This is a genomic window from Actibacterium pelagium (assembly GCF_002285415.1).
GTDB classification, from domain to species: Bacteria; Pseudomonadota; Alphaproteobacteria; order Rhodobacterales; family Rhodobacteraceae; genus Actibacterium_B; species Actibacterium_B pelagium.
This window is the reverse complement of record NZ_NSBU01000007.1, coordinates 1,520,753-1,546,549: the sequence shown is the minus strand read 5'-3', so window position 1 is coordinate 1,546,549 and position 25,797 is coordinate 1,520,753. Positions and strand designations below refer to the sequence as shown.

The 25,797-nt window shown below is 58.8% G+C and carries 27 protein-coding genes; 16 read left to right on the top strand and 11 right to left on the bottom strand.

All coding sequences use genetic code 11. The annotated features are described in order from the left end of the window. Positions 1-117: 117 nt before the first annotated feature. Complete coding sequence (locus tag CLM58_RS16495) at positions 118-1,221, bottom strand: MHYT domain-containing protein (RefSeq protein WP_095596948.1); 1,104 nt, start codon at positions 1,219-1,221, stop codon at positions 118-120. Between the two features lie 191 nt (positions 1,222-1,412). Next, positions 1,413-2,048: a TetR family transcriptional regulator C-terminal domain-containing protein gene (locus CLM58_RS16490; RefSeq protein WP_095596947.1), complete on the bottom strand. Its 636-nt coding sequence runs from the start codon at positions 2,046-2,048 to the stop codon at positions 1,413-1,415. Between the two features lie 168 nt (positions 2,049-2,216). On the opposite strand from CLM58_RS16490, the gene CLM58_RS16485 reads away from it, so the two are divergent. The 7 genes from CLM58_RS16485 to CLM58_RS16455 all read left to right on the top strand — a co-directional run bounded on the left by CLM58_RS16485 (position 2,217) and on the right by CLM58_RS16455 (position 10,111). Further along, complete coding sequence (locus tag CLM58_RS16485) at positions 2,217-3,464, top strand: Zn-dependent hydrolase (protein WP_095596946.1); 1,248 nt, start codon at positions 2,217-2,219, stop codon at positions 3,462-3,464. Between the two features lie 84 nt (positions 3,465-3,548). After that, entirely contained in the window at positions 3,549-5,003 is a 1,455-nt protein-coding gene (hydA, locus tag CLM58_RS16480) for a dihydropyrimidinase (protein ID WP_095596945.1), read from the top strand. Between the two features lie 36 nt (positions 5,004-5,039). Continuing rightward, positions 5,040-5,822, top strand: coding sequence for an ABC transporter ATP-binding protein (locus tag CLM58_RS16475; protein WP_095596944.1), 783 nt, complete (start codon positions 5,040-5,042; stop codon positions 5,820-5,822). Positions 5,823-5,851: 29 nt separating this feature from the next. Then, a complete protein-coding gene (locus CLM58_RS16470) occupies positions 5,852-6,784 on the top strand; it encodes an ABC transporter permease (RefSeq protein WP_095596943.1) in 933 nt (310 codons plus the stop codon). Continuing rightward, the gene (locus CLM58_RS16465; RefSeq protein WP_095596942.1) at positions 6,781-7,626 is read left to right on the top strand and encodes an ABC transporter permease; all 846 of its coding nucleotides are present in this window, start codon (positions 6,781-6,783) and stop codon (positions 7,624-7,626) included. The genes CLM58_RS16470 and CLM58_RS16465 overlap by 4 nt, the downstream gene beginning before the upstream one ends. A gap of 42 nt (positions 7,627-7,668) precedes the next feature. Then, positions 7,669-8,658 carry an ABC transporter substrate-binding protein gene (locus tag CLM58_RS16460; RefSeq protein ID WP_095596941.1) on the top strand — a complete coding sequence of 330 codons (990 nt, stop codon included), beginning with the start codon at positions 7,669-7,671 and terminating at the stop codon, positions 8,656-8,658. 79 nt (positions 8,659-8,737) lie between these two features. After that, positions 8,738-10,111 carry an aminotransferase family protein gene (locus CLM58_RS16455; protein ID WP_095596940.1) on the top strand — a complete coding sequence of 458 codons (1,374 nt, stop codon included), beginning with the start codon at positions 8,738-8,740 and terminating at the stop codon, positions 10,109-10,111. A gap of 78 nt (positions 10,112-10,189) precedes the next feature. Here the strand turns inward: CLM58_RS16455 and CLM58_RS16450 are convergent, their stop codons facing one another. The 9 genes from CLM58_RS16450 to urtA all read right to left on the bottom strand — a co-directional run bounded on the left by CLM58_RS16450 (position 10,190) and on the right by urtA (position 19,935). Further along, positions 10,190-10,474, bottom strand: coding sequence for a DUF1330 domain-containing protein (locus CLM58_RS16450; protein ID WP_095597166.1), 285 nt, complete (start codon positions 10,472-10,474; stop codon positions 10,190-10,192). Positions 10,475-10,484: 10 nt separating this feature from the next. After that, positions 10,485-11,786 carry an NAD-dependent dihydropyrimidine dehydrogenase subunit PreA gene (gene preA, locus CLM58_RS16445; RefSeq protein WP_095596939.1) on the bottom strand — a complete coding sequence of 434 codons (1,302 nt, stop codon included), beginning with the start codon at positions 11,784-11,786 and terminating at the stop codon, positions 10,485-10,487. Between the two features lie 3 nt (positions 11,787-11,789). Further along, entirely contained in the window at positions 11,790-13,088 is a 1,299-nt protein-coding gene (locus CLM58_RS16440) for an NAD(P)-dependent oxidoreductase (protein WP_095596938.1), read from the bottom strand. Between the two features lie 333 nt (positions 13,089-13,421). Further along, positions 13,422-13,613 carry a hypothetical protein gene (locus CLM58_RS17060; RefSeq protein ID WP_143226596.1) on the bottom strand — a complete coding sequence of 64 codons (192 nt, stop codon included), beginning with the start codon at positions 13,611-13,613 and terminating at the stop codon, positions 13,422-13,424. A 353-nt stretch (positions 13,614-13,966) separates the two neighbouring features. Further along, a complete protein-coding gene (urtE, locus tag CLM58_RS16430) occupies positions 13,967-14,662 on the bottom strand; it encodes an urea ABC transporter ATP-binding subunit UrtE (protein ID WP_095596936.1) in 696 nt (231 codons plus the stop codon). 3 nt (positions 14,663-14,665) lie between these two features. Further along, positions 14,666-15,406 (bottom strand): urea ABC transporter ATP-binding protein UrtD, encoded by a 741-nt coding sequence (urtD, locus tag CLM58_RS16425; RefSeq protein WP_095596935.1) that lies wholly within the window; start codon positions 15,404-15,406, stop codon positions 14,666-14,668. Further along, positions 15,403-16,635 (bottom strand): urea ABC transporter permease subunit UrtC, encoded by a 1,233-nt coding sequence (urtC, locus tag CLM58_RS16420; protein WP_095596934.1) that lies wholly within the window; start codon positions 16,633-16,635, stop codon positions 15,403-15,405. The genes urtD and urtC overlap by 4 nt, the downstream gene beginning before the upstream one ends. Positions 16,636-16,638: 3 nt before the next feature. Next, a complete protein-coding gene (gene urtB / locus CLM58_RS16415; protein ID WP_095596933.1) occupies positions 16,639-18,594 on the bottom strand; it encodes an urea ABC transporter permease subunit UrtB in 1,956 nt (651 codons plus the stop codon). Positions 18,595-18,654: 60 nt separating this feature from the next. After that, positions 18,655-19,935 (bottom strand): urea ABC transporter substrate-binding protein, encoded by a 1,281-nt coding sequence (gene urtA / locus CLM58_RS16410; protein ID WP_095597165.1) that lies wholly within the window; start codon positions 19,933-19,935, stop codon positions 18,655-18,657. A gap of 477 nt (positions 19,936-20,412) precedes the next feature. On the opposite strand from urtA, the gene CLM58_RS16405 reads away from it, so the two are divergent. The 9 genes from CLM58_RS16405 (at position 20,413) to ureG (ending at position 25,789) form a co-directional block, all read left to right on the top strand. Further along, positions 20,413-21,165, top strand: a complete 753-nt coding sequence (locus CLM58_RS16405) for an urease accessory protein UreD (RefSeq protein ID WP_229666074.1) — start codon at positions 20,413-20,415, stop codon at positions 21,163-21,165. A gap of 1 nt (position 21,166) precedes the next feature. Further along, a complete protein-coding gene (locus CLM58_RS16400; protein WP_095596931.1) occupies positions 21,167-21,469 on the top strand; it encodes an urease subunit gamma in 303 nt (100 codons plus the stop codon). A gap of 10 nt (positions 21,470-21,479) precedes the next feature. Beyond that, complete coding sequence (locus CLM58_RS17215; protein ID WP_158221937.1) at positions 21,480-21,650, top strand: hypothetical protein; 171 nt, start codon at positions 21,480-21,482, stop codon at positions 21,648-21,650. Continuing rightward, positions 21,647-21,952 (top strand): urease subunit beta, encoded by a 306-nt coding sequence (locus CLM58_RS16395; protein ID WP_095596930.1) that lies wholly within the window; start codon positions 21,647-21,649, stop codon positions 21,950-21,952. Before CLM58_RS17215 ends, CLM58_RS16395 begins: the two co-directional genes overlap by 4 nt. A 35-nt stretch (positions 21,953-21,987) precedes the next feature. Continuing rightward, on the top strand, positions 21,988-23,697 hold the full coding sequence (ureC, locus tag CLM58_RS16390) for an urease subunit alpha (protein ID WP_095596929.1): 1,710 nt from the start codon (positions 21,988-21,990) through the stop codon (positions 23,695-23,697). A gap of 120 nt (positions 23,698-23,817) precedes the next feature. Next, positions 23,818-24,042 (top strand): DUF1127 domain-containing protein, encoded by a 225-nt coding sequence (locus CLM58_RS16385; protein WP_095596928.1) that lies wholly within the window; start codon positions 23,818-23,820, stop codon positions 24,040-24,042. A gap of 34 nt (positions 24,043-24,076) precedes the next feature. Beyond that, positions 24,077-24,532, top strand: a complete 456-nt coding sequence (ureE, locus tag CLM58_RS16380) for an urease accessory protein UreE (protein ID WP_095596927.1) — start codon at positions 24,077-24,079, stop codon at positions 24,530-24,532. Beyond that, positions 24,504-25,166, top strand: a complete 663-nt coding sequence (locus tag CLM58_RS16375; RefSeq protein ID WP_373286753.1) for an urease accessory protein UreF — start codon at positions 24,504-24,506, stop codon at positions 25,164-25,166. Before ureE ends, CLM58_RS16375 begins: the two co-directional genes overlap by 29 nt. After that, entirely contained in the window at positions 25,163-25,789 is a 627-nt protein-coding gene (ureG, locus tag CLM58_RS16370; RefSeq protein ID WP_095596925.1) for an urease accessory protein UreG, read from the top strand. The genes CLM58_RS16375 and ureG overlap by 4 nt, the downstream gene beginning before the upstream one ends. The last annotated feature ends 8 nt before the right edge of the window (positions 25,790-25,797 follow it).

Genomic DNA, 25,797 nt, shown 5'->3' with positions numbered 1-25,797 from the left:
AATTTCTTCTCGCTGCAGAGAGGTTTAACGCCCGCACGAAGGAGGGCTTCAAGATTCCCTTGAATATCGACTGATTTGCACGAAATGCGCCTTAGGTCGCACGAATTGCGCGGGCGTCTAGCCGAAGGCGGCGCCCGCTTCCTTCAGGTGAGAGCGGCTGACCGGAACCGGTGGAAGGCCTTCGACGCCGAAATTGCACTGGCCCTTGTCCTTGCTGCGCTCAAACCGGGCAACCTTGTTCGGGTTCACGATATAGCTGCGATGAACTTTCAGGAATCCTGCTGGAATCAACCGCTGCACCGCCTGCGTGATCGGCCAGACGCAGAAGTAGCGATCTGTCATCGTGTAGACTTGGGTATAGTGCCCGTCGGCCCGCACGAAAGCCACGTCACTGGCCGCGACGAAGACTTTTCCGCCGTCCCGCTCGCACGGGATGCGCAGGTCGGACTGTGCGGGCTTGGCCGTGGGTTGAGGTTCGGAGGCCAGCGCGGTTTGGTCAAGGTCTTCGGCCGGAACCAGATAGGTGGTCCCCACCCAAAGGAATGCGCCGAAGATCACGAAGCTGGACAGGATGACGCCAATCGCCATGACCTCATTGCTGATCACGGGGCCGAATTCGCGGATATTGTCCAAGGCAATGAACTGAGTCCCCGCCATCGCCAGAAAGTGCACCGCGAAGACCGCGACGCCAAAGAAGACGGTGCCAGCCATAATCGTCCGGTTAGAGCGCACACCATAGGCGACCCAGAAGGCCACGATACAAAGTGCGATCGCCAGAATAGACGAGCCGACAATTCCCAAGGCAGAATAGACCGGACGGCACAGCTGCATGCCGGCCATACCGACATAGTGCATCGCCAGAATTCCCGCGCCGACAATCGTCCCCGCCAGAACAATCACGGACTTGGTGCGCACGGTGAAATGCAGAAGTACCAGAGCCAGCGCCACCATCAGAATCGCGATCAGCGCGGATACAAGCGTGATCGCGGCGTCGTAGTAAAACAGAATCGGCAGTTGCAGCCCAAGCATTGCAACAAAGTGCATAGACCAGATACCGCCCCCCAACGCGACCGATGCCAAAGCTACCGCCAGTCTGCGCTGGGGCAGTGTCTTGTTGGACAGGTCCTTTGTTAGCGACAAGCCTGTCGCGCCTGCGATCAATGCAACGATCAACGAGATCGCGACCAGCCAGGGGTTATGCCCAAACTCGAGAAATTCCATGGCCGGGACAATGCCGCAGGAGGGATTGCATTGCAAACCACAGTTTCTGCCAACCAGATTTTGTTTAAGGCTTATGTATTGTTTCGCCCTCAAGGGGCAGCAGGACTAAGGCCTGCCAAGCCCTTTTTAATTAAGGCTGGTTGGGTCAACTGACTGTTAAGAAAGTATATTTTGAAGGAGCTGCACTGGGTTTATTCCGACCGCAGGGCAACACCTTGGATCAGAATGTCCTTCACGGCGCGCTTGGTGTCTTGCCACTGCGCTTCGGACAATTCCTTGTCTTCGTTCAGCGTCTGAATCTGGTGTTTGAAGTCCGCGTAATGCTGTGTGGTCGCCCAAATGGCGTACAGAAGGTTACGCGGATTAATCGGTCGGATTCGCCCTTCGGCGATCCAATGGTTCATGACCCGAATGCGATCATCGGTCCAGCTGCGCAACTCTCCTTCGAGATAATCCTGCACAATCGGCGCGCGCTGGATGATCTCGTTCGCCCAGACCTTAGAGCCATAGGGGCGTTGCCGCGCCAGCTCTAGCTTGGTGTCGATATAGTCGCCCAAGGCCTGTTCCGGATCATTGTCCGGCTGGATCGCATCCGCAGCCTCGCGCCAGACATTAAAGATATTCTCGACCACAAGACGATAGAGTTTCTTCTTGGTCTCAAAGTAATAGACGATGTTGGATTTGGGCAGATTGGCCTCGGCCGCGATCCGGCTGAGAGAAGCCCCTTCGAATCCGTATTCCGCAAAGACCCGTTCCGCGGCAGCAAGGATACGCTCGCGTGTTTCCTCTCTGTTTCGGGCCTGAGGGCCGCGCTCCGGCTTGTTCATCAATACTCTGCCAAAAATTCGTGCAATCTTGTTTTGGCTTCATAAAATGGACGCTGAATAGTTCAATGCCAACAAAAATCCGCACGATCGGTCAAAAAAAATTATTGACCGAGCGGACAAAGTTTTTCAGGCTGACTTCAAATAAGAAATCAACAAGCGGGGAAATCGATGTCTTTTGGCAAGAATTTGCGGATTGATCCTGATCGTCTTTGGGACTCTTTGATGGAGATGGCCAAGATTGGCCCGGGCATCGCTGGCGGGAACAACCGCCAAACTCTGACGGATGAAGATGCCGAGGGCCGCGCCCTGTTTCAGCGGTGGTGCGAAGAGGCCGGGATGACCATGGGTCTGGATACCATGGGCAATATGTTTGCGACGCGTGCCGGCGAAGATCCGGACGCGCTGCCGGTCTATATGGGCTCTCACCTTGATACACAGCCGACCGGTGGGAAGTATGATGGTGTTTTGGGCGTTCTTGGCGGGCTGGAAGCGATCCGCACGCTGAACGACATGAACATCAAGACCAAGCACCCGATTGTCCTGACCAACTGGACCAACGAAGAGGGCACGCGTTTTGCCCCGGCGATGCTGGCATCGGGCGTTTTTGCGGGCAAACACACGCAGGAGTGGGCCGAAGATCGCGCTGACGCCGAAGGCAAACGCTTTGGGGACGAGCTGGACCGGATCGGTTGGCGCGGGGAGGAACCCGTTGGTTCGCGCAAAATGCACGCGATGTTCGAGCTTCACATTGAGCAAGGCCCGATCCTTGAGGCCGAGGGCAAGGACATTGGTGTCGTCACCCATGGTCAGGGGCTGAACTGGCTGGAAGTCACCATCACCGGCAAGGAAAGCCACACGGGGTCGACCCCGATGTCGATGCGGATCAACGCGGGCCGTGGGTTGGCCCTGATCACCGAGTTGGTGCACGAGATTGCGATGAAGCATCAACCCAATGCGGTTGGCGCGATTGGCCATATCGATGTCTACCCGAACAGCCGCAACATCATTCCCGGCAAGGTCGTTTGCACGGTCGACTTCCGTTCGCACCTGCAAGAGGTGATCGACGCCATGATCGCCGAGTTCGACGAGCGCGCGCCGAAGCTTTGCGCCGATATCGGCGTCGAGATGAGCTGGGAAATGGTGGGCACCTTCGATCCGCCCGCGTTTGACGAAAACTGCGTGAACGCGGTGCGCAACGCGGCCGAAACCATGGGCTACAGCCACATGAATATCGTTTCGGGCGCGGGCCATGATGCCTGTTGGATCAATGACGTCGCCCCAACCGCGATGATCATGTGCCCCTGCGTTGACGGGCTTAGCCACAACGAGGCGGAAGAGATCAGCAAGGAATGGGCGCAGGCAGGCACGGACGTGCTGCTACATGCGGTGCTTGAGACGGCAGAAGTGGTCGAATGACCTGACCGCGCCCCAAGCGGGTGCAGACAATTATAGTCCAAAGAGGCGGGTTCAAATCCGCTTCATTTGGCAGGGAGAGTGAAAATGAGCAAAGTCATCAAGAACGGGACTATTGTCACCGCCGACCTGAGCTATGAGGCAGATGTCCTTATCGAAAACGGGGTCATCACCGAGATTGGCAAGAACCTGAGCGGCGATGAAGAGTTGGACGCAACTGGCTGCTATGTGATGCCGGGCGGGATCGACCCGCATGTGCATTTGGAAATGCCGTTTATGGGGACCTACTCTAGCGACGATTTCGAAAGCGGCACGCGGGCGGGTCTGGCCGGGGGAACCACGATGGTGGTGGACTTCTGCCTGCCGAACCAAGGCGAAAGCCTGCTGGATGCGGTCAAGCGATGGGACAACAAATCAACCCGCGCGAACTGTGACTATTCCTTCCACATGGCCGTGACATGGTGGGGCGAACAGGTCTTCAACGACATGCAGCAGATCGTGCAGCAGAAAGGTATCAACACCTTCAAGCACTTCCTTGCCTACAAGGGCGCGCTGATGGTCAATGACGATGAGCTGTTCGCCAGCTTCCGCCGTTTGTCCGAGCTTGGCGCAACTGCGTTGGTCCACGCCGAAAACGGCGATGTGGTGGCCGAGATGACCGCCAAGCTACTGGCCGAAGGCAACACCGGTCCGGAAGCTCATGCCTATTCGCGCCCCAGCCAAGTCGAGGGCGAGGCCACGAACCGCGCGATCATGATCGCCGATATGGCGGGCGTGCCCCTGTATGTGGTGCACGTGTCTTGCGAAGAAGCGCACGAAGCCATTCGCCGCGCACGCCAGAACGGCAAGCGCGTCTGGGGTGAGCCGCTGATCCAGCACCTGACGCTGGACGAAAGCGAGTATTTCAACCCCGATTGGGACCATGCAGCGCGTCGCGTAATGTCGCCTCCGTTCCGGAACAAGCAGCATCAGGACAGCCTGTGGTCCGGCCTGATGTCGGGCAGCCTGTCTTGCGTTGCGACCGATCACTGTGCCTTCACAACCGAACAAAAGCGCACTGGGATCGGAGATTTCTCGCAGATCCCGAACGGAACAGGTGGCTTGGAAGACCGGATGCCAATGCTGTGGACCCACGGCGTGGGCACCGGGCGCCTGACCCCGAACGAGTTCGTCGCGGTCACCTCGACCAACATTGCCAAGATTTTGAACTGCTACCCGCGCAAAGGTGCCGTTCTGGTTGGCGCCGACGCCGACCTTGTGGTTTGGGACCCCGAGAAGGAAAAGACCATCGCGGCCTCCAGCCAGCAATCTGCTATCGACTACAACGTGTTTGAGGGGCACAAGGTCAAAGGCCTGCCGCGATTCACCCTGACCCGCGGGCATGTCGCTGTGCATGACGGCGAGATCCGCACGCAGGAAGGGCACGGTAAATTCGTTGAACGTGCGCCAAATGCGACTGTGAACAAGGCGCTGAGCCAGTGGAAAGAGCTGACCGCTCCGCAACCGGTTAAACGCAGTGGCATCCCCACGACCGGTGTGTGACCCGGGGCCGCCAGAAAGACCTATCGAGACCGAAATATGACCAATAACACTATCGTTTCTGCCAAGGATTTGTCTCTGACATTCCAGACCAATGACGGGCCTGTACATGCGTTGTCAGACGTAAATCTGGACATCGAGAAGGGTGACTTTGTCAGCTTTATCGGGCCTTCCGGCTGCGGCAAGACCACCTTTCTGCGGGTCATGGCAGACCTGGAACAGCCAACGGGCGGCGAGATTACCGTCAACGGCGTCAGTCCCCGCGAGGCACGCCTTGCTCGGGCCTATGGCTATGTGTTTCAGGCGGCGGGGCTTTACCCGTGGCGCACCATCGGCGGTAATATCCGACTGCCGCTGGAAATCATGGGCTACAGCAAGGCCGATCAGGCCGAGCGTGTCAGCCGCGTTTTGGAATTGGTCGATCTTGCCGGGTTTGAGAAGAAATACCCGTGGCAGCTTTCAGGGGGGATGCAGCAGCGTGCCTCTATCGCGCGGGCGCTGGCGTTCGACGCTGATATCCTGCTGATGGACGAACCCTTTGGCGCGCTGGACGAGATCGTGCGCGATCACCTGAACGAGCAGTTGCTGAAGCTTTGGGCGGACACGGGCAAAACCATCGGATTTGTCACCCACTCCATTCCCGAGGCGGTCTATCTGTCGACCAAGATCGTGGTCATGTCACCGCGCCCGGGCCGTGTGACCGATGTGATCGAAAGCCCGCTCCCCAAAGAGCGCCCTCTTGATATTCGCGACACGCCAGAATTTCTGGAAATCGCTCACCGGGTTCGTGAAGGTCTGCGCGCGGGGCACAGCTATGATTAAGGCGCGTTCCATCCGGGGAGGGTACGCAAATGCGTAACGCGATCCCCGTCCTGACCGTATTGGTGGTGCTTGTTGGCCTTTGGTGGGCCGCCGTCGCACCAATGAACATTCGTCCGGCGCTTGACCTTGCAGAACGTGGTGGCGCGGTCATCGTACCCGAAGGGTCAGTGCAGCGGAGAGAGGTCTCTGTCTGGACCTTGATGCTGAAGAACTCGTCGCATGTGTCGGCGGGCTATGATCTGAAGCGGCCGCGCCTTCCAACGCCTGCGCAGGTGGGGCAAGAGATCTGGAAGACCACGGGCGCGATGGTCCTGAAGGGGCGCACGTGGTCCAAGCGGTCTTTGATTTACCACAGCTGGATTACCTTGCAATCGACGCTTTGGGGCTTCTTGCTTGGTACCTCTCTTGGCATTCTGGGGGCGGTGGCGATCACCTATAGCCGCGTGACCAGCATGAGCCTGATGCCGTGGGCGATCATCTCGCAGACCATTCCGATTGTGGCGCTGGCGCCGATGATCATCGTGGTCGCAAACCAAGTCGGGGTCGAAGGGCGCGGAGTGCCCAAGGCCATTATCTCTGCCTATTTGTGCTACTTCCCGGTACTGGTCAGTATGGTGAAGGGTCTGAACTCTCCGAAGCCGGCAGAGTTGGACCTTCTGAAAACCTACAATGCCAGCGGGACACAAAGCTTCTGGAAGCTGCGTCTGCCGGCCAGCCTGCCGTATTTCTTCACCTCGCTGAAGGTCGGTGTCGCGGCGGCGCTTGTGGGGACGATTGTTGGCGAGCTGCCGACAGGAGCGATCAGCGGTCTGGGTGCGCGTATCCTGATTGGCGATCAGTTCGGAACGCCACTTGCCATTTGGTCGGCGCTGTTCCTTGCGGCCATTCTGGCCGGACTTCTCGTGACCTTTGTTGACACGATGCAGCGCGTCACGCTGCGCAAGATGGGGTTCCGCGCATGACCTGGTTGATCGGAGCACTCTTCTTCTGGCTTGCCGCATGGGCGCTGAACACGCGTCTGGCCAACAGCCGACTGTCTACGACCTTAGCGGTTCGGACCTTCATTCCGGTTCTGTTCGGTCTGACCCTGCTTGTTCTGTGGGAAGGTCTGGTACGCGGCCTAGGTGTGTCGCAGGTGATCCTGCCGGCCCCAAGCCTGATCGCGAAGACCTTTGTCGGTTCGACCGACATCCTTTGGGTCGACGTGGTTCAAACCGTGTTCAAAGGCGCTTTGCGCGGCTTTGCCATCGGTGCCTTGGCGGCCTTTGCCGTGGCGATCCTGATCGACCGGTCTGCCTTCCTGACACGGGGCTTGCTGCCCATCGGGAACTTTGTTGCGGCCCTGCCGATCGTGGGGATCGCCCCCATTCTGGTGAACTGGTTTGGTTTCGACTGGCAGTCCAAAGCCGCCGTGGTCGTCGTGATGGTGTTCTTCCCCATTCTGGTGAACACGGTTCAGGGCCTGCGCGAGACCGACGCGATGCAACGTGACCTGATGCGCACTTATGCTGCGGGCTATTTTCAGACGCTTCTGAAGCTGCGACTGCCCGCTGCGATGCCTTTTGTCTTTAATGGACTCAAAATTGCGACCACACTGGCGCTGATTGGTGCGATCGTGGCCGAGTATTTCGGTTCGCCAACGCGGGGCATGGGGTTCCGGATTTCGACCGGGGTCGGCAGTCTGGACATTGATCTGGTCTGGGCGGAAATCGCGGTCTCGGCCCTTGTGGGCTCTGCCTTTTACGGGCTGGTCGCATTGTTGGAATTAAGGGTGACCTTCTGGCACCCTTCAAGAAGAAGCTGAGTACAGCCTTACGCAAAAACTGAACCACAGAGAGGAAAAGTCATGAAGACATTTACAACTACGCTCGCCGCTTCGGCGATGGCGCTTTGCGCCGGGGGTGCTCTGGCAGCCGACGATGTGACGCTGCAGCTGAAATGGGTCACGCAGGCCCAGTTCGCAGGCTACTACGTCGCGCTGGAAAACGGCTATTACAACGATGCCGACCTGAACGTGACCATCAAGCCGGGTGGCCCGGATATCGCGCCGACGCAGGTTCTGGCCGGTGGCGGTGCAGATGTAACCGTCGAATGGATGCCTGCCGCTCTGGCCGCGCGTGAAAAAGGCCTGCCGATGGTCAACATCGCACAGCCGTTCAAATCGTCGGGCATGATGCTGACCTGCCGCAAGGACTCTGGCGTTTCGACCACCGATGACTTCGCCGGCAAGACTCTGGGCGTATGGTTCTTCGGCAACGAGTTCCCCTTCCTCAGCTGGATGTCGCAGCTTGGCCTGTCGACCGATGGCGGCGATGCAGGTGTTGAGGTTCTGAAGCAGGGCTTCAACGTTGACCCGATCCTGAACGGGCAGGCGGCATGTGTGTCGACCATGACCTACAACGAATACTGGCAGGTAATCGACGCGGGCCTGACCGCCGATGATCTGGTGACCTTCAAGTATGAAGATCAGGGCGTCGCGACGCTGGAAGATGGTCTGTACGTTCTGGAAGAGAATCTGTCTGACCCGGCGTTCGAAGACAAGATGGTCCGCTTCGTTAAGGCCTCTATGCAGGGCTGGAAATGGGCTGAAGAGAACCCCGAAGAAGCGGCGATGATCGTTCTGGAATACGACGAAACCGGCGCCCAGACCGAAGAGCACCAGATCCGCATGATGGGTGAGGTTGCCAAGCTGACCGCAGGCTCGAACGGCGCGCTGCTCGAGGCGGATTTCCAGCGTACGGTGGACTCGCTGCTGGCCGGTGGCTCCGATCCGGTGATCACCAAGCAGCCCGAAGGTGCTTGGACCCACGCGATCACCGACAAGGCTTTGAACTAAGCCATCCTCTGAAACACGCGGGCGGGGGCCTTTGGGCCTCCGCTTTGCACTTATAAAAGACCCAGACGGGAGCACTTCCATGAACGTCGTTCCGAACAATATTGACGACATCGTCCAAGCGGACAAAGCCCATGTTTGGCACCACCTGACCCAGCACAAACCGTTCGAGACATCCGACCCCCGGGTCATGATCGAGGGCAAAGGCTGCCGCGTCTGGGATGCCAATGGCAAAGAGCACCTTGATGCCGTGTCGGGTGGCGTGTGGACCGTAAACGTTGGTTACGGCCGCGAGCGCATCGCCAAGGCGATCTATGATCAGGTGATGAAGATCCCGTTCTTCGGCAATGTCGTTGGCAACATTCCCGGCGCTCAATTCGCTGAGCGTCTGCAAGAGAAGATGCCCGGCCTGAGCCGTATCTATTATTGCAGCACCGGAACCGAGGCGAACGAAAAAGCCTTTAAGATGGTGCGCCAGATTGCCCACAAGAAATACGGCGGCAAGAAACACAAGATCCTGTACCGCGATCGCGACTATCACGGCACCAGCATTACTTGCCTGTCGGCAGGTGGTCAGCCGGAACGCAACGCGCAATACGGCCCCTATACACCGGGCTTCGTCGAGGTTCCCCACTGTCTGGAATACCGCGCACAGGTCGAGACAGAGAATTATGGCGAATGGGCTGCGGACCAGATCGAACAGGTGATCCTGCGCGAAGGGCCGGACACGGTTGGCGCGCTGTGCCTTGAGCCGGTGACTGCCGGTGGCGGTGTGATTGTGCCGCCCGAAGGGTATTGGCCGCGCGTGGCTGAGATCTGCAAGAAATACGACGTATTGCTGCATATCGACGAGGTCGTCTGCGGCGTGGGTCGTACGGGCACATGGTTCGGCTATCAGCATTACGGCATCCAGCCGGATTTCGTAACGATGGCCAAAGGGGTGGCCTCTGGCTATGCCGCGATTGCCTGTATGGTCACGACCGAGGAAGTCTTTGAGATGTTCAAGGATGATGCCTCTGACCCGCTGAACTATTTCCGCGATATCTCTACCTTTGGGGGCTGTGCCGCTGGTCCCGCCGCTGCGTTGGAAAACATGGCGATCATCGAAGAGGAAGAGCTTCTGGACAACACCACGGCAATGGGCGCACGCCTGATTGCCAACCTGAACGAGTTGCAGAACAAGCATCGCGCCATCGGCGATGTGCGGGGCAAGGGCCTGTTCTGCGGTGCAGAGCTTGTGATGGACCGCACCAGCAAGGAACCAGCGCCCGAGAAGATGGTACAGGCCGTTGTGGCCGCCTGTGGGGCGCAGGGAGTGATCATCGGTGCAACCAACCGGTCATTGCCGGGGATGAACAACACGCTTTGCTTCAGCCCGCCGCTGATCTCGACTGCGGATGATATCGATCAGATCACCAATGCAGTGGACGTGGCGCTGACCGAGGTCTTCGGCTAATTCAGCTGCCAACTACTTAAGAAAAAAGCCCCGCTCTGAGCGATCAGAGCGGGGCTTTTCTGTCTATGGCTTAGGGCCTTAGACCCCTTCTATGAACTTGTAGTCCCGGATAGAGGCCGGAAGAGCGTGTGATAAAGCCTCTTGATATTCCGGACCGTTATAGAAGGTCTTTGCGGTTTCCATGTCCTTGAACCGGATAATGACGCAACGGGCGCGGGTCGTGCCCTCCATTACTTCGACCTCGCCACCGCGGGCCAGAAACTCCCCACCGTATTTTTCAACGGCGGGGCCGGCCAGCTTGGCATATTCGCCGTAGGCCTCGGGATCGGTCACATCGACCTGAACAATCGCGTATACAGCCATGGTCTGCTCCTTATTCGCCAGCAACAACGCTTGGGTTGTTGGGGTGGGTGGTCCAGTTGGCGTAGGTCTCGACCGGTTTTCCGGTGCGTTCGTCTACCTCTCCCAAGGGGATTTCCCGCATGGTGATACAGTCTTCGACCGGGCAAACGTTTACGCACAGGTTACAGGCGACGCATTCGTCGTCTTTGACGGTGAAGACACGATCTTCGGACATTGCGATCGCCTGGTGCGAGGTATCCTCACAGGACGCATAGCAGCGGCCACACTGGATACACAGGTCCTGATTGATCTCTGCCTTGGTGACAAAGTTCAGGTTCAGATCCTGCCAGTCCTTCGCTTTCGGAACAGCCCGGCCAACGATCTCGTCAACCGAGGTGATGCCCTTCTCGTCCATGTACTGGCTGAGGCCCGAGATCATCTCTTGCACGACTTTGAAGCCATAGGTCATTGCGGCGGTACAAACCTGAACGTTGCCCGCACCAAGCGCCATGAACTCGACCGCATCGCGCCAAGTGGTGACGCCGCCGATGCCGCTGATGGGCAGGTTGGCGGTCTCGGGGTTACGCGCGATCTCGGCCACCATGTTCAGCGCAATCGGCTTCACTGCCGGTCCGCAATAGCCACCATGGGCGCCCCAACCGTCAATCGTCGGCTCTGGCGCAAAGGTGTCGAGGTTGACCGAGGTGATCGAGTTGATTGTGTTGATCAGCGACACCGCATCCGCGCCGCCAGCCAAAGCTGCTTTGGCCGGATGAAGGATGTTGGTGATATTCGGCGTCAGTTTCACGATGCAGGGGTAGTCAGAGTGCTTCTTCACCCACTCTGTCACCATCTGGATGTATTCCGGCACCTGCCCAACGGCAGAGCCCATACCCCGTTCGGCCATCCCGTGCGGGCAGCCGAAGTTCAGCTCGACCCCGTCGGCCCCGGTGTCTTCGACACGACGCAGGATGTCGCGCCACGGGCCTTCTTCGCAAGGCACCATCAGGCTGACGACGACTGCGCGGTCCGGATAGTCCTTTTTGACGCGGGTGATCTCTTCCAGGTTCACTTCCAGCGGCCGGTCCGTGATCAACTCGATGTTGTTCAGGCCCAACAGGCGACGGTCAGCGCCGTGGATGGCGCCGTAGCGCGGTCCGTTGACGTTGACGACCGGCGGGCCATCTTCGCCCAGAGTTTTCCAGACGACACCGCCCCAACCGGCCTCGAAGGCGCGGCGGACGTTGTATTCCTTGTCCGTGGGAGGGGCCGAGGCCAGCCAAAACGGATTTGGGGATTTGATCCCGATGAAATTGCTCGTCAGATCAGCCATGGGTCATTCTCCCTTCATCAGTGTTGCGTGAATATCTTCGGCGGCATCGCGGCCTTCGGCGACGGCGGTCACGGTCAGGTCTTCCCCGCCGGTGGCACAGTCGCCGCCCGCCCAAACGCCAGTAACCGAGGTGCGGCCAACTTCGTCGATTTTGATTTTACCATGCTCCAGTGCAATCGCTTCTGGGGCCGCTTCCAGCGTTTGACCGATGGCCCGCATCACCTGATCGGCGGCCAAGGTGATCTCTTCATCTGTCCCGGTGCGGGTGAAGGTGATCGCGCCGTCAGACAGCGATTTCGGAGTCGCGTTGAACAGGATGTGCACCCCTTTCGAGGTCGCGAGGTCCTGTTCATACTCGGACGCAGACATGTTTTCCTTGCCCTTGCGATAGGCAATGGTGACCGTCTCAGCGCCCAACAGTTTCGACTGAACCGCGGCGTCCACGGCGGTCATGCCGCCGCCGATGACCACAACGTTGCGGCCCACTGCGATATCGGTCTTGTCCTTCGACTGACGCATCTCGGCAATCCAGTCGACCGCGTCGATGGCGCCGTCGTGATTGCCGTCCAGCGTCAAAGCGTTCACGCCAGCCAGACCGATGCTTAGGAACACAGCGTCATAGTCCTGCTGCAACTGGCCCAGAGACAGATCAGCGCCCAGGGCCTTGCCTGTTTCGACCGTGATGCCGCCGATCGACAGTAGCCAGTTCAGCTCGTTCTGAGCAAAATCATCGGTGGATTTGTATGCCGCAATGCCGAATTCGTTCAGCCCGCCCGCCTTGGCGCGGGCGTCTAGCAGGGTGACGGAGTGGCCATGCATCGCCAACCGGTGCGCACAGGCCAAACCGGCAGGTCCGGCCCCGACAACGGCGACGGTTTTGCCAGTCTCTGCGGCGCGGGAGTAGGGCTGTGGGCGGTCCATCACGCTGTCGGTTGCAAAGCGCTGCAAACGACCGATCTCAACCGGCTTGCCTTCCGCGACTTCGCGGACGCAGACCTGCTCGCACAGGGTCTCGGTCGGGCAAACGCGAGCGCACATGCCACCAAGGATGTTCTGATCAAAGATTGTCTTGGCCGCCGCCTCTTCGGTGCCTGTGGCGATCTGACGGATGAACAGCGGGATGTCGATCGAGGTCGGACAGGCTGTCATGCAGGGCGCGTCATGGCAGAAATAACAGCGGTCCGCAGCGACAAGTGCTTCGTGGGCGCTTAGGGGTGGGTGAAGGTCTGAAAAACTCTCGGCGATGGCGTCACGAGTTTTCCTGCCTGCGGCGATACCGGCCGCTTGGTGGGATTGCGACATGCGTTTGGGTCTCCTGTTGTCTGCCTTCAACTGTACCCCGGTTAAATTTTTTATCAACTGGTAAAAAATTTTTGAGAGCTGAGGGATTGATGACAGCCGAAAACGACCAAAAATTGCGCGGTTTGCGCGCATAATTGTTGCAGGATTAGACGGAACCACGGTCCGTGGGGCGGCATACGGACCCGTTAGCTATCTCTGGTCGGCCCAAGGCAGATGTCAGCTATGTGAAATAAGCCGCCAATCACATAACTAGAATAGGCGCTCTAATCAGCACATTACGAAAGAGTGCTCCGAGCTTTTATGGTGAATAAGCACCCAGGCTGAGATTGCGCTTTAGTTGGTTAGTACTCCAACACCTGCGCCGATAATGGCTCCCTCGACGCAACGCCCGTCGACAAGTACTTCACCGGCAGCGCAACCGATTGCGGCACCCACGACAGCACTCTCTAAATCCGAATCAGTCCCTACACATGCAGCAAGCCCAAACATGGAGCTAAGCGATGTGAATATGATGAATTTCTTCATGTTAAATCTCCTCAAACGTTTTGGTTCGAATAGCAATTGGGCGTTACGCATTATCGCCCGCGCTCGCCCAACAGGTCTTGGGCAACCGTAGCCTCCTTTAGGGAGGCGACCCTTGATCTGGATCATAACAGATTTGACTTCTCAGCCTGAGCGAAATCGAAGTGGAGGGTGACGCTGTGCGCTGTAAACGAGCACTAAAAGGCGGTGAGTAGTGACTGCAAATACCATGGTCTGCTTTGGGCTCGAAGCGGCCATCGCGCTTCGAGGCTTCGTGAAACTCATATGCACCATTGAGTTCAAATGACTGGCATCAAGCGGCACTATTTCGTTTTGTCGAATGTCTTTTCAGCAGGTCAGACAGAGACTTTCGACAGTAAAACGTCGCGCTCTACTTCACCTTTGCGGCCTTGCAGGATGACCTCTCCGCGCCGCAGGACGACGAATTGGTCGGCCAGATCGAAAGCAAAGTCGAAATATTGCTCGACCAGTACGATTGCCATTTCCCCTTTGTCCCGCAGCAGCTCGATCACGCGGCCGATTTGCTGGATGATGTTGGGCTGAATGCCCTCGGTGGGTTCATCCAGCAGCAACAGCTTCGGCTTGGTGATCAGCGCGCGGGCGATGGCAAGCTGTTGCTGCTGACCGCCCGACAGGTCGCCGCCGCGACGGTTCTGCATCTCTTTCAGCACAGGAAATAATTCGTAAATCTCGTCGGGAACCATGTGTTCGTCGGACGGGATACAGCCATAGCCGGTTTCCAAATTTTCGGTCACGGTCATCAATGGGAAGATCTCGCGGCCCTGTGGCACGTATCCGATCCCTTTGCGCGCCAACACATGGGCGGGCAGCTTGCCAAGGGCCTCGCCATCCAGCGACACACCACCGCCAGAGCGGGGATGCGTGCCCGAGATCGCCTTGATCAGGCTGGTCTTGCCCACACCATTGGTGCCCATGACACAGGTGACCTCGCCTTTGACGGCCTCCATCGAGATGCCGTTGAGGATTTGCGAATGCCCATAGTGCAGGGTCAGGTCGTCGATCTTCAGCATGTCTTAGCGTCCCAGGTAAACGTCGATGACTTCTTGGTTCGAAGTCACGTGATCCAAGCTGCCCTCTGCCAGGACAGAGCCCTCGTGCAGAACGGTCACCTTGCAGTTCAGGCGGCGGATGAATTCCATGTCGTGTTCCACCACAACCACGGCGCGGGTCTTGGCAGCCTCGACCAGAATGGTGGTGGTATGTTCGCGTTCGGCCGGGGTCATGCCTGCAGCGGGTTCGTCGACCAGCAGAAGGCGTGGCTCCTGTGCCAGAAGCATCCCGATCTCCAACCACTGTTTCTGGCCGTGCGAAAGCTCGCCAGATTTGCGGTAAAGCTGATCGGAAAGGCCAATTTCTTCGGCCAACTCGCCGATGCGTTCCTGATCTCGTGGATTGGTTTTGTAAAACAGAACCGAGAACGGACCGCGGTCGTTTTTCAGCGCCATTTGCAGGTTCTCGAAAACTGTCTGTTCCTCGAAAACGGTGGGTTTCTGGAATTTCCGACCGATGCCCGCTTGGGCGATCTTGGCCTCGTTCATGCCCAGAAGGGATTGGCTTTTCTCGCCCCACAGGATGCGACCCTCGTCGGGGCGGGTTTTGCCGGTAACGATGTCCATGAAGGTGGTCTTGCCTGCGCCATTGGGACCAATGATCGCCCGCAGCTCTGCATCGCCAATCCGGAACGAGAGGTTGTTGATCGCGCGGAACCCGTCGAAGGTGACCGAAACGCCCGAGACTTCTAATAGCGTGCTCATTCCAGCGCCTCCTTCTCTTGCAGGGCGCCTGCGTCCGGGCCCAGATCGGCGCCATGGCGGTCAGGGGATTTGCGGTTGGTGACCAGATCAACCAAGCCGCCGATGCCTGCGGGGGCGAACAGGGTAACGCCGACAAAGCTAAGGCCCAAGACGATCAGCCACCAGTCGACCCATTTGACGGTGTAGAAACCAAGGTTGATATCGGGCGCCTGTCCGCCGGTGAACCAAGAGGACACAAGGCTGACAAAGATCGCGCCGATCACCGCGCCGTACAGACGGCCACGCCCGCCGATGGCGACCCAGACCGCCAGATAGATCGAGGCGATGGGCGCAATTTCTGCCGGGTTCACGATGCCAGCCTGCGGGTAGTACAGCGCGCCTGCAATGCCTGCCAGCATCGCGGTGGCGGTGAAGATGAACAGCTTGTAGGTCTCGACCGAATAGCCAAGGAAGCGCACGCGCGCCTCGTTATCGCGGATACCACGGATGACCGACCCGAACTTGCCCGACACCACGAACGCCCCGAACAGGTAGGTCAGCGCCAAGGCTCCGGCAGAGGCCCAAAGGAACCAGACAGAGATCAGCGCTTGGGGCACGTCATCCATGCCGGGCAAGTTCTGCAAGCCGGACAACCCGTTGTTGCCGCGTAGGCCGCTGTCGTTCTGGAAGAGGTAGAAGGCCAGCGCCAGCGTCATAGCTTGGGTCAGGATCGACAGGTACACGCCGGTGACGCGCGAGCGGAAAGCCAGCCAGCCGAAGACACCTGCAATGATGCCCGGCACCAGAACGACCAAGGCCAGTTGGATGGTCAGGCTGTCGGCGAAGGTCCAGATCAGCGGGAACTCGGACGATCCGACGACACCGAAAATCTGGTTGCCAACGGCGTCGACCAGTTCCTGTTCGGTTGGCGGGATAGGGGCCTCTGCCAAGGACGCCACGACGATGTCATAGGTCCGCGCATACATCAGCCACATGCCGATCATATAGCCACCGATCCCGAAGAAGGCGAAGTGACCAAGCGACAGGATGCCGGTGTAGCCCCAGACCAGATCCATCGCGATAGCGATCATGGCTAGGCACAGGGTTTTACCAAGCGTCTTGACGAAAGAGGTCGAGATCGCGCCGTTGCCATAGGCCTCGGACATGACGGTCACGCCAAGGGTGAACAGGCCAAGGATCGCCAGAAAGATCAGGACCGAGGGGTTCTGGGCGAAGAATGATTTCCGCATGGCTTAGTCCCCCGCCGCGCGGCCTTTCAGGGCGATGATGCCCCGCGGCCGGAATTGAATGAAGATGATGATGAAGACGATCATATAGGTCTGTGCAGCAAGGGTGTTCGATGGGTTGAACCACTCGATCCCTTTCTGCAGGAAGCCAATCATCGTGGCGCCCGCAAGCGTGCCCCAGATGTTGCCGACACCGCCGACAACGACCGTCATGAAGCTTTGCACGATGTAGTCTGACCCAAGTTCCGAAGTCACTTTCGCGAAGAGGCCAATGGCCACCCCCGCAATGCCCGCGATGCCAGAGCCAAGGCCGAAGGTCAGCATATTCACCCGGTTCGGGTTGATCCCCATGCTGGACGCCATCCGCGGGTTTTGGGTCACGGCGCGGATCTCCAGACCCAGACGGGTGCGCTTCATGATGAACAGGAAGAGCGCAAGGAAGATCAGGGCCAGCACGAAGATCGCGATCCGGATGTAGCTGATCGAAACCACATCGTTCAGCTCCAGCGCCCCATCCAACCAACCCGGAGAGGTCAGCGGACGCGCCTGCGTGCCGAATATGTTCTTGGCCAACTGCTGCAGCGCGATCGAGATACCGAAGGTCGCCAGCAGGGTTTCCAGCGGGCGGTTATAGAGCCAACGGATCACCAACCGCTCCATCGCGACACCCGCGGCGAAGGTCACGGCAAAGGCCAGCGGGATCGCGACGATGATCGACAGGGTGTGATCGGGGATGAACTGCTGCACGACATAGCCCGTGTAGGCGCCCATCATGATGAACTCTCCATGCGCCATGTTGATGACGCCCATTACGCCAAAGGTGATGGCAAGGCCGATGGCCGCAAGGAAATAGATCGAGGCCAGCGACAGCGCGTCGAGCGTCAGGTCGATGGTTTGGTTGATGCCCACGCGGTAGGAAATGCTTTCCAGTGCGGCCGAGGCCGCGGTGGTCACAGCCGGCGAGGGGTCTGCGAAGACCTGTACGAACGTGTGCGCCGCCAAGGCCGCGTCGATGTCCGTCTCTGTCACCAGCGGTGGGACGGTGCCCGCGTTGGCAAGGTTTGCATATGCAATCTCACGGATAGCGGGGTCGCTGAAGCGGTGGATTGGCACCTCGGCCACCTGGCCGTCCTGGATGTTTTCAATCAGCGCATTGCGAATGTCATCGCCCGAGACGCGGGGCGGTGCCAGCTTTTCGGCGACCAAAAGGTCATATGCCTCTGCCCGGGGTAACTGGTCAGAGCCCGGGGTCAGCGAAGTTGCGATGTTCCAAGCGGCAGGGGCTTCGCCTGCGTAGACTTTCAGGCTGGTTGCCACCAGCGGGTTCAGCGTCGCGCGGACATCAACACCCAGATCGGTGGACATCTCTTGAATCGCGGCGATGCGGGCGGGTTCATCGGGGTCATAGCCGATAGTCAAAAGACGCTCTAGCCGGACCTTCTTGGCCCTCAGTTCATCATCTGGCTCGTCGTCGATCGAGGCCCGCAGGGGTTCCAGCGCATCTGCGCTTGGATCACGTTCCAAGGACAGCAGCGCATCTGCGCGTTTCGCAGGGTCGGGGTCCAGCAGTTGGAACCGTACTAGGGCAGAGCCCAGAAGCGCGCGGATTCCACTGTTGGGTTTGATCTGTTTCAGATCGGATTTGGCAAACGCACCCAGATCGGCATCTGTGTCGAAATCGAACAGGCGATAGGTTTTGCTGTCGATTTTCTCTGCGCGGAAGAACAGGCCATCCTCTTTGCGTAGCCACATGTCCTTGGCCTGCCAGCTTTGCAGAACGACCTGCGCTTGGGGCAGCCCGCTGCCAGCAACGGCGTCAATCGCTGGGCCGATGGTCTTACGAGAGCTTTTGACGATTGTCGCGCTGTGGTCTTGCAGAAGGGTCTGCATCGGCGCGTCTTGGGCGCGGGCAACAGCGGTGCCAAGGACCAGAACAAGGCTGGCCATAAGTAGTCGTAGCATAGGTGGAGTGCCCCGGGAGGAGGAGAGGGGCCAAAGCGGCCCCTCTCGGAGAGGTTCGAATTAGTAGTTCGACTTCAGCTGGACGCAGGTCGAGGTTTCGGTGTTGTACATACCGCAACCCAGATCTTTCCAATCCGACTTCAGAACCGCCGATTCCGGCAGGTAGTCGGTCCAGGCGTCGCCCGGTACCTCGGTGGTCTGGCTGATGATGTCGAATTGACCGTCTTCCAGGATCTCGCCGATCAGGACCGGTTTCGCCAAGTGGTGGTTCGGCAGCATAACTGCGGTGCCGCCGGTCAGGTTCGGGAACTCTTGGCCGTACATTGCAGTACGAACAGCGTCGACGTCCGCGGAACCGGCTGCTTCAACGGCGTTCACCCACATGTTGAAGCCGATGTAGTGCGCTTCCATCGGGTCGTTGGTGACGCGCTCTTCGCCCATCTTGGCTTTCCAGGTGGCGATGAATTCGTCGTTGGCTTCCGATTCAGCCGACTGGAAGTAGTTCCATGCCGCCAGATGACCAACCAGGTTCGAGGTGTCCAGACCGGACAGTTCTTCTTCGCCAACCGAGAAGGCGACAACCGGGATATCGTCTGCCGAGATACCGGCCGCGGCCAGTTCTTTGTAGAAGCCGATGTTTGCGTCGCCGTTGATGGTCGAGATCACCCCAACTTTTTTACCGTCTGCGCCAAGCGCAACAACGTCAGCAACGATTTTTGACCAGTCCGAGTGACCGAACGGGGTGTAGTTCACGAAGATGTCTTCTTCCGCGATGCCCTTACCCTTTAGGTAGCTTTCCAGAATGTTGTTGGTGGTACGCGGGTAAACATAGTCGGTGCCAAGCAGAGCGAACTTCTCTACGCCCAGTTCATCCAGGAAGTAGTCGGTCGCCGGGATGGCTTGCTGGTTCGGGGCCGCACCGGTGTAGAAGACGTTCTTGGACGACTCTTCACCTTCATACTGAACCGGGTAGAACAGCAGGCCGTTCAGCTCTTCGATGACTGGAAGAACCGACTTGCGCGAAACCGACGTCCAGTTGCCGAAGATCACGTCAACTTCGTGGACGGTCAGAAGTTCACGCGCTTTTTCCGCGAACAGCGGCCAGTCGGAGGCGGGGTCAACAACGACCGCTTCCAGTTCGCAGCCCAAGACGCCGCCTTTTTCGTTCTGACCATCCACCAGCATCAGCATGGTGTCTTTCAGAGTGGTTTCCGAGATTGCCATTGTGCCGGACAGCGAGTGCAGAACACCGACCTTGATTGTACAGTCTGCAGCAGCGGCAGCGCCTGCCATCGAAGCCAGCGCCGTGGTGGCGGCCAGTGTGGTTTTCACGAAGTTCATCATGTGTCTCCTCGCGGAGCTGCACTGGAAAACTTGCACCAAAGGGTACAAATATCCTAGATACGCCCCGCAACATTGTGTTGCATCCGTGTGGCGGCCGATCCGAGCTCCAATTCGAACGGTCGTCACACACCCCCTTCGCTTAGGGAGGTTTGTCCCCAGCGGGCAGATGCATGTGGGGGTTATCGGCGGGCTTGAGGCAATCCAATTGGTTCCGAAAACCTTTCGAACCAGAGCAATCGCACAAAAATTGATCACATGCCCAAAGCTTAGCCTAAAAAAACCGCGAAAGCTTCTTTTGCGGGTTAACGCTCCGCAGAATCGCTGACTTCTTTCAGTCCGTTGTGATGAAAACAGTGGCAACTTCAGGTTTTGCCATTGGGGGCGAGCATCACTTTACAGACTGTCATAACACCTCTGAAACCGGCCGTTTCGCAGCCTCGCGCTCGCGGCGATGCCCGCGTTTCGGTGAAGCGGGTGGACGGTCAGACGCGATTGGATGATCTGCGTCAGGCGGGCTCGATGAAGGTTGTTTTCCCGCGCGCATCTAAGGGGTCTATGACGGCCGTTCTTGTGAATACGGCGGGGGGCGTCACCGGTGGCGACCAATTTGCTTTTGAGGCGCGAGCGGGGCAGGGCACCCACCTGACGCTGACCACACAAGCGGCAGAGCGTACCTACCGCGCGCAGCCCGGTGAGATGGGTCAGATCACCAACCGCCTGACGTTGGACCCGGGCGCACAGGTTAATTGGTTGCCGCAAGAGACCATTCTGTTTCAAGGCAGCTCTGTCCGCCGCCGTTTGAACGTGGATATGGCCGCGGACGCTCGACTGTGTCTGGCGGAACCGCTGGTCTTTGGCCGTGCCGCGATGGGCGAGGTGTTGACCAACGCGACGTTCCAAGACCGGATCGAGATTCGCCGCGAGGGCAAGCCGCTTTATCTGGATGCGTTGTCTCTTACAGGCGATGTAGCCGCCCACCTTGCGCGTCCCAATATCGCGAATGGGGCCGGGGCGATGGTTACTGTCGTCTACGCTGCCCCGGATGCCGTGGCGCGTTTGGACGCTGTGCGTGCACATCTGCCTGACACCGCCGGGGCCAGCCTGATTCAGGATGGCCTGCTGGCGTTGCGCATTCTGGCTGCTGACAGCCATGACCTTCGCACCTCTCTGGTGCCGATCCTGACCTTTCTTTCCGACAATACCCTGCCCAGACCCTGGATGATCTGACATGCAATTGACCCCAAGAGAAAAAGACAAACTGCTGGTCGCCATGGCCGCCGAGGTCGCCCGCAAGCGCCTTGCCCGCGGTGTGAAGCTGAACCACCCCGAAGCGATCGCGCTGATTACCGACGCGGTGGTCGAAGGCGCGCGCGACGGGCGCTCTGTTGCTGACATGATGCAGGCCGGCGCGCAGGTCATCACCCGCGATCAATGCATGGAAGGCGTGGCCGAGATGATCCACGAGGTTCAGGTCGAAGCCACCTTCCCGGATGGCACCAAGCTTGTCACCGTTCACCACCCCATTCGCTAAGGAGCCCTCGATGAAACGTATCGTACTTGCCATTGCCACCTTTGCTGCCACCCCGGTTTTCGCCCACACAGATGGCGGTTTCCACGCGCACGCAACCGACTACACCGCGCTAGCGATCGGCCTGTCGCTGATCAGCCTTGCCGCAGTTGGCGCCGCTATCGCCGCGAAGGTGCGCAAATGATCCCCGGAGAGGTCTTTCCGGCCGAAGGCTCCCTGATATTGAACGAAGGAAGCAAGCCCATCTCTTTGATGGTCGCCAACACCGGGGACCGTCCGGTTCAGGTGGGGTCGCATTATCACTTCGCGGAATCCAACGCGGCGCTCGATTTTGACCGGGATGCCGCGATGGGCATGCGCCTTGATATCGCCGCGGGCACTGCCGTCCGGTTCGAGCCGGGCCAGCGCCGAGAGGTCACGCTGATCCCGATCTCGGGCGCGCGCACCATCTATGGGTTCAACCAGAAAGTCATGGGCGCCCTGTAAGGCGCGTTCCCCCGACCACAAAGCAGAGAGACACCATGCCTGCCACGATTTCCCGCTCTGACTATGCCGCCATGTTCGGTCCCACCACCGGGGACAAGATGCGCCTTGCTGACACCGACCTGATTATCGAGGTCGAAAAGGACCTGACCACCTATGGGGAAGAGGTCAAGTTCGGCGGCGGAAAGGTGATCCGCGATGGGATGGGGCAGGCTCAGACCACGCGGGCCGAGGGCGCAGTGGATACGGTGATCACCAATGCTTTGATCATCGACCACACCGGGATCTACAAGGCTGACGTTGGCCTTAAGGACGGGCGTATCCACAAGATCGGCAAGGCGGGTAACCCTGATACGCAGCCGGGTGTCGACATCATCGTTGGTCCAGGGACCGAGGCGATTGCGGGTGAGGGTCGTATCCTGACCGCGGGCGGGTTCGACAGCCACATCCACTTTATCTGCCCGCAACAGATCGAAGACGCACTGCACTCTGGCCTGACCACCATGCTGGGCGGCGGAACTGGCCCCGCACACGGCACGCTGGCCACCACCTGTACGCCGGGTCCGTGGCATATCGGACGGATGTTGCAAGCGGCGGATGCCTTTCCGATGAACCTAGCTTTTGCGGGGAAAGGCAACGCCTCGCTTCCTGCTGCTTTAGAGGAGCAGGTGCTGGCCGGGGCCTGTTCACTGAAGCTGCATGAAGACTGGGGCACGACGCCGGCGGCGATCGACTGCTGTCTGTCTGTGGCCGACGCAATGGATGTGCAGGTGATGATCCACACCGACACGCTGAATGAGTCCGGCTTTGTCGAGAACACCGTGAAGGCCATGAAGGGCCGCACCATCCATGCTTTCCATACCGAGGGCGCGGGCGGTGGCCACGCCCCGGATATCATCAAGATTTGCGGCGAAGAGCATGTTCTGCCGTCCTCGACCAACCCGACGCGACCTTTCACCGTGAACACGTTGGAAGAGCATCTGGACATGCTGATGGTCTGCCATCATCTGGACAAGTCCATCCCCGAGGACGTGGCCTTCGCCGAAAGCCGCATCCGCCGCGAAACCATTGCGGCCGAGGATATCCTGCACGACATGGGCGCGTTCTCTATCATCGCGTCCGACAGTCAGGCCATGGGTCGCGTGGGTGAGGTGCTGATCCGGACATGGCAGACCGCCGACAAGATGAAGAAACAACGCGGTCGTCTGGCCGAAGAGACCGGCGACAACGATAACTTCCGTGTCCGCCGCTATATTGCGAAATACACGATCAACCCAGCGGTGGCACATGGGCTGAGCCACGAAATAGGCTCGATCGAAGAAGGCAAACGCGCGGACCTTGTCCTGTGGAACCCTGCCTTCTTTGGTGTGAAGCCCGAGATGGTCCTGATGTCTGGTACCATTGTCTGCGCCCAGATGGGGGACCCCAACGCCTCTATCCCGACGCCGCAACCGGTCTATACCCGCCCAATGTTCGGCGCCTATGGTCGGTCGGTCGAGAACTCTGCCGTGACCTTCGTCTCTGCCGCCGCGCAGGACGCGGGGATCGGAGATCAGCTTGGTCTGGCCAAGAAAACCGTCCCCGTCACCAATACCCGCAACATCGGTAAGAAGGACCTACTGCTGAACAATGCAACGCCAAAGGTCGAGGTAAACCCCGAGACCTATGAAGTGCGTGCGGACGGAGAACTGCTGACCTGCCAGCCCGCAGAGGTTCTGCCGATGGCACAGCGTTATTTCCTGTTTTGATGTCACTGCATTGCAGAAACAGCAAAGCGGATATGTATGGAAACCATCTACAAATGCCCGGAAATTTGAAACAGACTGCAAACCAAGGGGGGCCCAACGATTTTAGAATTGAGGGTCGAAATGGCACTTGCACAAACCAACACAACTCATGGCTTCGGACTGACCCGCGCATTGGCGGCGTTCGGACGTGGATTTATCGCTTTCATGGACAACTGGTCCCAAGCCAGCTCGCGCATGGAGAAAGTGAAAGCACTTCAGGCACTCAGCGACGAACAGCTGGCAGAGCGTGGCCTGAAGCGCGACGATATCGTCCGCTACGTTTTCGCAGACCGCTACTGGGTCTGAACCAGAGCTTTCTTGCCCAAGAGGGGGGATGCCAATGAGCCTCCCTTCTCTTAAGGCAAGCAGATATCACGGCCACGCCCATCAGGCGCAGCCGACAGCCAAGGTTTCGCTGGACTATGACGGGCGTTTCCTGCGGCGCAAAGTTCTTCGGCTGGATGATGGGCAGTCACTGCTTGTCGACCTGCCCAATACCACCTCTCTAGATCATGGCGGTGTCCTGATCCTTGAGGGCGGTGGTGAAGTCGAAGTGGTCGCCGCGCCGGAACCTTTGCTAGAGGTGACCGGCGATGATCTGACCCGGATTGCCTGGCATATCGGCAACCGGCACACCCCCTGCCAAATCGAAGGCGGGCGACTGTTGATCCAGCGCGATCATGTCATCCGCGACATGCTGGGCAAGATCGGTGCTACGGTTCGAGAGGTCGAAGAACCCTTCACGCCCGAAGGTGGGGCCTATGGTCATGGACGGACACACAGCCATGCCCACTGACGCGCAAATCCTGACCCTGACTCAATGGTTCTCTCCGGGGTATCCGGTCGGGGCCTATGCGTATTCGCACGGGCTGGAATGGGGCATCGAGGCGGGTGATGTTCGCGATTTTTCAACTGCCAAGCAATGGGTCGCGGATGTTCTAAGTCACGGAACGGGTTGGAACGATGCCTTGTTTATGTCGGCCGCTTTCGAAGCTGATGGCGACGCATTGGCCGAGTTGGACGAAGAATGCCGCGCCTTTGCCCCCTCGCGCGAACGGTTGAAAGAGGCCGACCTGCAGGGGGCGGCTTTCTGCGAGATTACCGGAGAGCTTCTTGGCGCGCGTCTGAAGGGCCTTTCCTATCCAGTCGCCGTTGGGCGTGCCGCAAGGCTGGCGGATTTGCCCGTGCAACTGACCATGCAGATGTATCTGCAGGCTTTTCTGGCGAACCTTGCGGCGGTGGCCATGCGGCTGGTTCCATTAGGGCAAACGGACGGGCAGCGCCTGATCCGCGACCTGACCCCGATGTGCAGCGAAATCGCGAAGAAAGCGATGGGAGCAACACTGGATGATCTGAGCTCTACCGCCTTTCTGGCCGATATCGCCTCGATGAAACACGAACTGCAATACTCAAGGATATTCCGAACATGACGAGCACGAATGGCCCGCTTCGTATTGGCATCGGTGGCCCCGTTGGTGCGGGTAAAACCACCCTCACGGCCAGCCTGTGCGAGGCTTTGCGTGACAAGCTGTCCGTCGGTGTCATCACCAACGACATCTACACGCAAGAGGACGCCGAAGAACTGATGCGCCAGCAGGTCCTTCCGCTGGACCGGATCATTGGCGTCGAAACCGGTGGCTGCCCGCATACCGCCATTCGCGAGGATGCCTCTATCAATCTGGCCGCCGTCGCCGAGATGCGCCAGCGCCACCCCGATGTTGAGGTTGTCTTGATCGAAAGCGGTGGCGACAACCTGTCCGCTACCTTTAGCCCTGAATTGGCGGATTTGACGATCTATGTGATTGACACGGCAGCAGGTGAAGAGATCCCGCGCAAGGGTGGCCCTGCGATCACCAAGTCCGACATTCTTGTGATCAACAAAACTGACCTTGCGCCTTATGTCGGTGCCAGCCTAGAGGTGATGGAACGCGACGCCACCCGTATGCGCCAGCACCGCCCCTTTGTTTTCGCCAGCCTGCGCCACCGTAAGGGCGTCGATAAAGTGGTCGATCTGATTTCCGAGATTGGCGGTCTTTCGATTTCCGCTGCCTAAACCTGCCG

Bases quoted from the DNA above. Each gene is read 5' to 3' on its own strand.
- CLM58_RS16440 (WP_095596938.1), bottom strand. From the start codon at position 13,088: ATGTCGCAATCCCACCAAGCGGCCGGTATCGCCGCAGGCAGGAAAACT.
- CLM58_RS17060 (WP_143226596.1), bottom strand. From the start codon at position 13,613: ATGAAGAAATTCATCATATTCACATCGCTTAGCTCCATGTTTGGGCTT.
- CLM58_RS16495 (WP_095596948.1), bottom strand. From the start codon at position 1,221: ATGGAATTTCTCGAGTTTGGGCATAACCCCTGGCTGGTCGCGATCTCG.
- CLM58_RS17215 (WP_158221937.1), top strand. From the start codon at position 21,480: ATGAAACGTATCGTACTTGCCATTGCCACCTTTGCTGCCACCCCGGTT.
- CLM58_RS16395 (WP_095596930.1), top strand. From the start codon at position 21,647: ATGATCCCCGGAGAGGTCTTTCCGGCCGAAGGCTCCCTGATATTGAAC.
- urtD (WP_095596935.1), bottom strand. From the start codon at position 15,406: ATGAGCACGCTATTAGAAGTCTCGGGCGTTTCGGTCACCTTCGACGGG.
- CLM58_RS16375 (WP_373286753.1), top strand. From the start codon at position 24,504: ATGGACGGACACACAGCCATGCCCACTGACGCGCAAATCCTGACCCTG.
- CLM58_RS16455 (WP_095596940.1), top strand. From the start codon at position 8,738: ATGAACGTCGTTCCGAACAATATTGACGACATCGTCCAAGCGGACAAA.
- ureG (WP_095596925.1), top strand. From the start codon at position 25,163: ATGACGAGCACGAATGGCCCGCTTCGTATTGGCATCGGTGGCCCCGTT.
- CLM58_RS16450 (WP_095597166.1), bottom strand. From the start codon at position 10,474: ATGGCTGTATACGCGATTGTTCAGGTCGATGTGACCGATCCCGAGGCC.
- CLM58_RS16385 (WP_095596928.1), top strand. From the start codon at position 23,818: ATGGCACTTGCACAAACCAACACAACTCATGGCTTCGGACTGACCCGC.
- preA (WP_095596939.1), bottom strand. From the start codon at position 11,786: ATGGCTGATCTGACGAGCAATTTCATCGGGATCAAATCCCCAAATCCG.
- hydA (WP_095596945.1), top strand. From the start codon at position 3,549: ATGAGCAAAGTCATCAAGAACGGGACTATTGTCACCGCCGACCTGAGC.
- CLM58_RS16485 (WP_095596946.1), top strand. From the start codon at position 2,217: ATGTCTTTTGGCAAGAATTTGCGGATTGATCCTGATCGTCTTTGGGAC.
- urtA (WP_095597165.1), bottom strand. From the start codon at position 19,935: ATGAACTTCGTGAAAACCACACTGGCCGCCACCACGGCGCTGGCTTCG.
- urtC (WP_095596934.1), bottom strand. From the start codon at position 16,635: ATGCGGAAATCATTCTTCGCCCAGAACCCCTCGGTCCTGATCTTTCTG.
- CLM58_RS16460 (WP_095596941.1), top strand. From the start codon at position 7,669: ATGAAGACATTTACAACTACGCTCGCCGCTTCGGCGATGGCGCTTTGC.
- CLM58_RS16470 (WP_095596943.1), top strand. From the start codon at position 5,852: ATGCGTAACGCGATCCCCGTCCTGACCGTATTGGTGGTGCTTGTTGGC.
- ureE (WP_095596927.1), top strand. From the start codon at position 24,077: ATGAGCCTCCCTTCTCTTAAGGCAAGCAGATATCACGGCCACGCCCAT.
- CLM58_RS16465 (WP_095596942.1), top strand. From the start codon at position 6,781: ATGACCTGGTTGATCGGAGCACTCTTCTTCTGGCTTGCCGCATGGGCG.
- ureC (WP_095596929.1), top strand. From the start codon at position 21,988: ATGCCTGCCACGATTTCCCGCTCTGACTATGCCGCCATGTTCGGTCCC.
- urtB (WP_095596933.1), bottom strand. From the start codon at position 18,594: ATGCTACGACTACTTATGGCCAGCCTTGTTCTGGTCCTTGGCACCGCT.
- CLM58_RS16490 (WP_095596947.1), bottom strand. From the start codon at position 2,048: ATGAACAAGCCGGAGCGCGGCCCTCAGGCCCGAAACAGAGAGGAAACA.
- CLM58_RS16400 (WP_095596931.1), top strand. From the start codon at position 21,167: ATGCAATTGACCCCAAGAGAAAAAGACAAACTGCTGGTCGCCATGGCC.
- CLM58_RS16475 (WP_095596944.1), top strand. From the start codon at position 5,040: ATGACCAATAACACTATCGTTTCTGCCAAGGATTTGTCTCTGACATTC.
- urtE (WP_095596936.1), bottom strand. From the start codon at position 14,662: ATGCTGAAGATCGACGACCTGACCCTGCACTATGGGCATTCGCAAATC.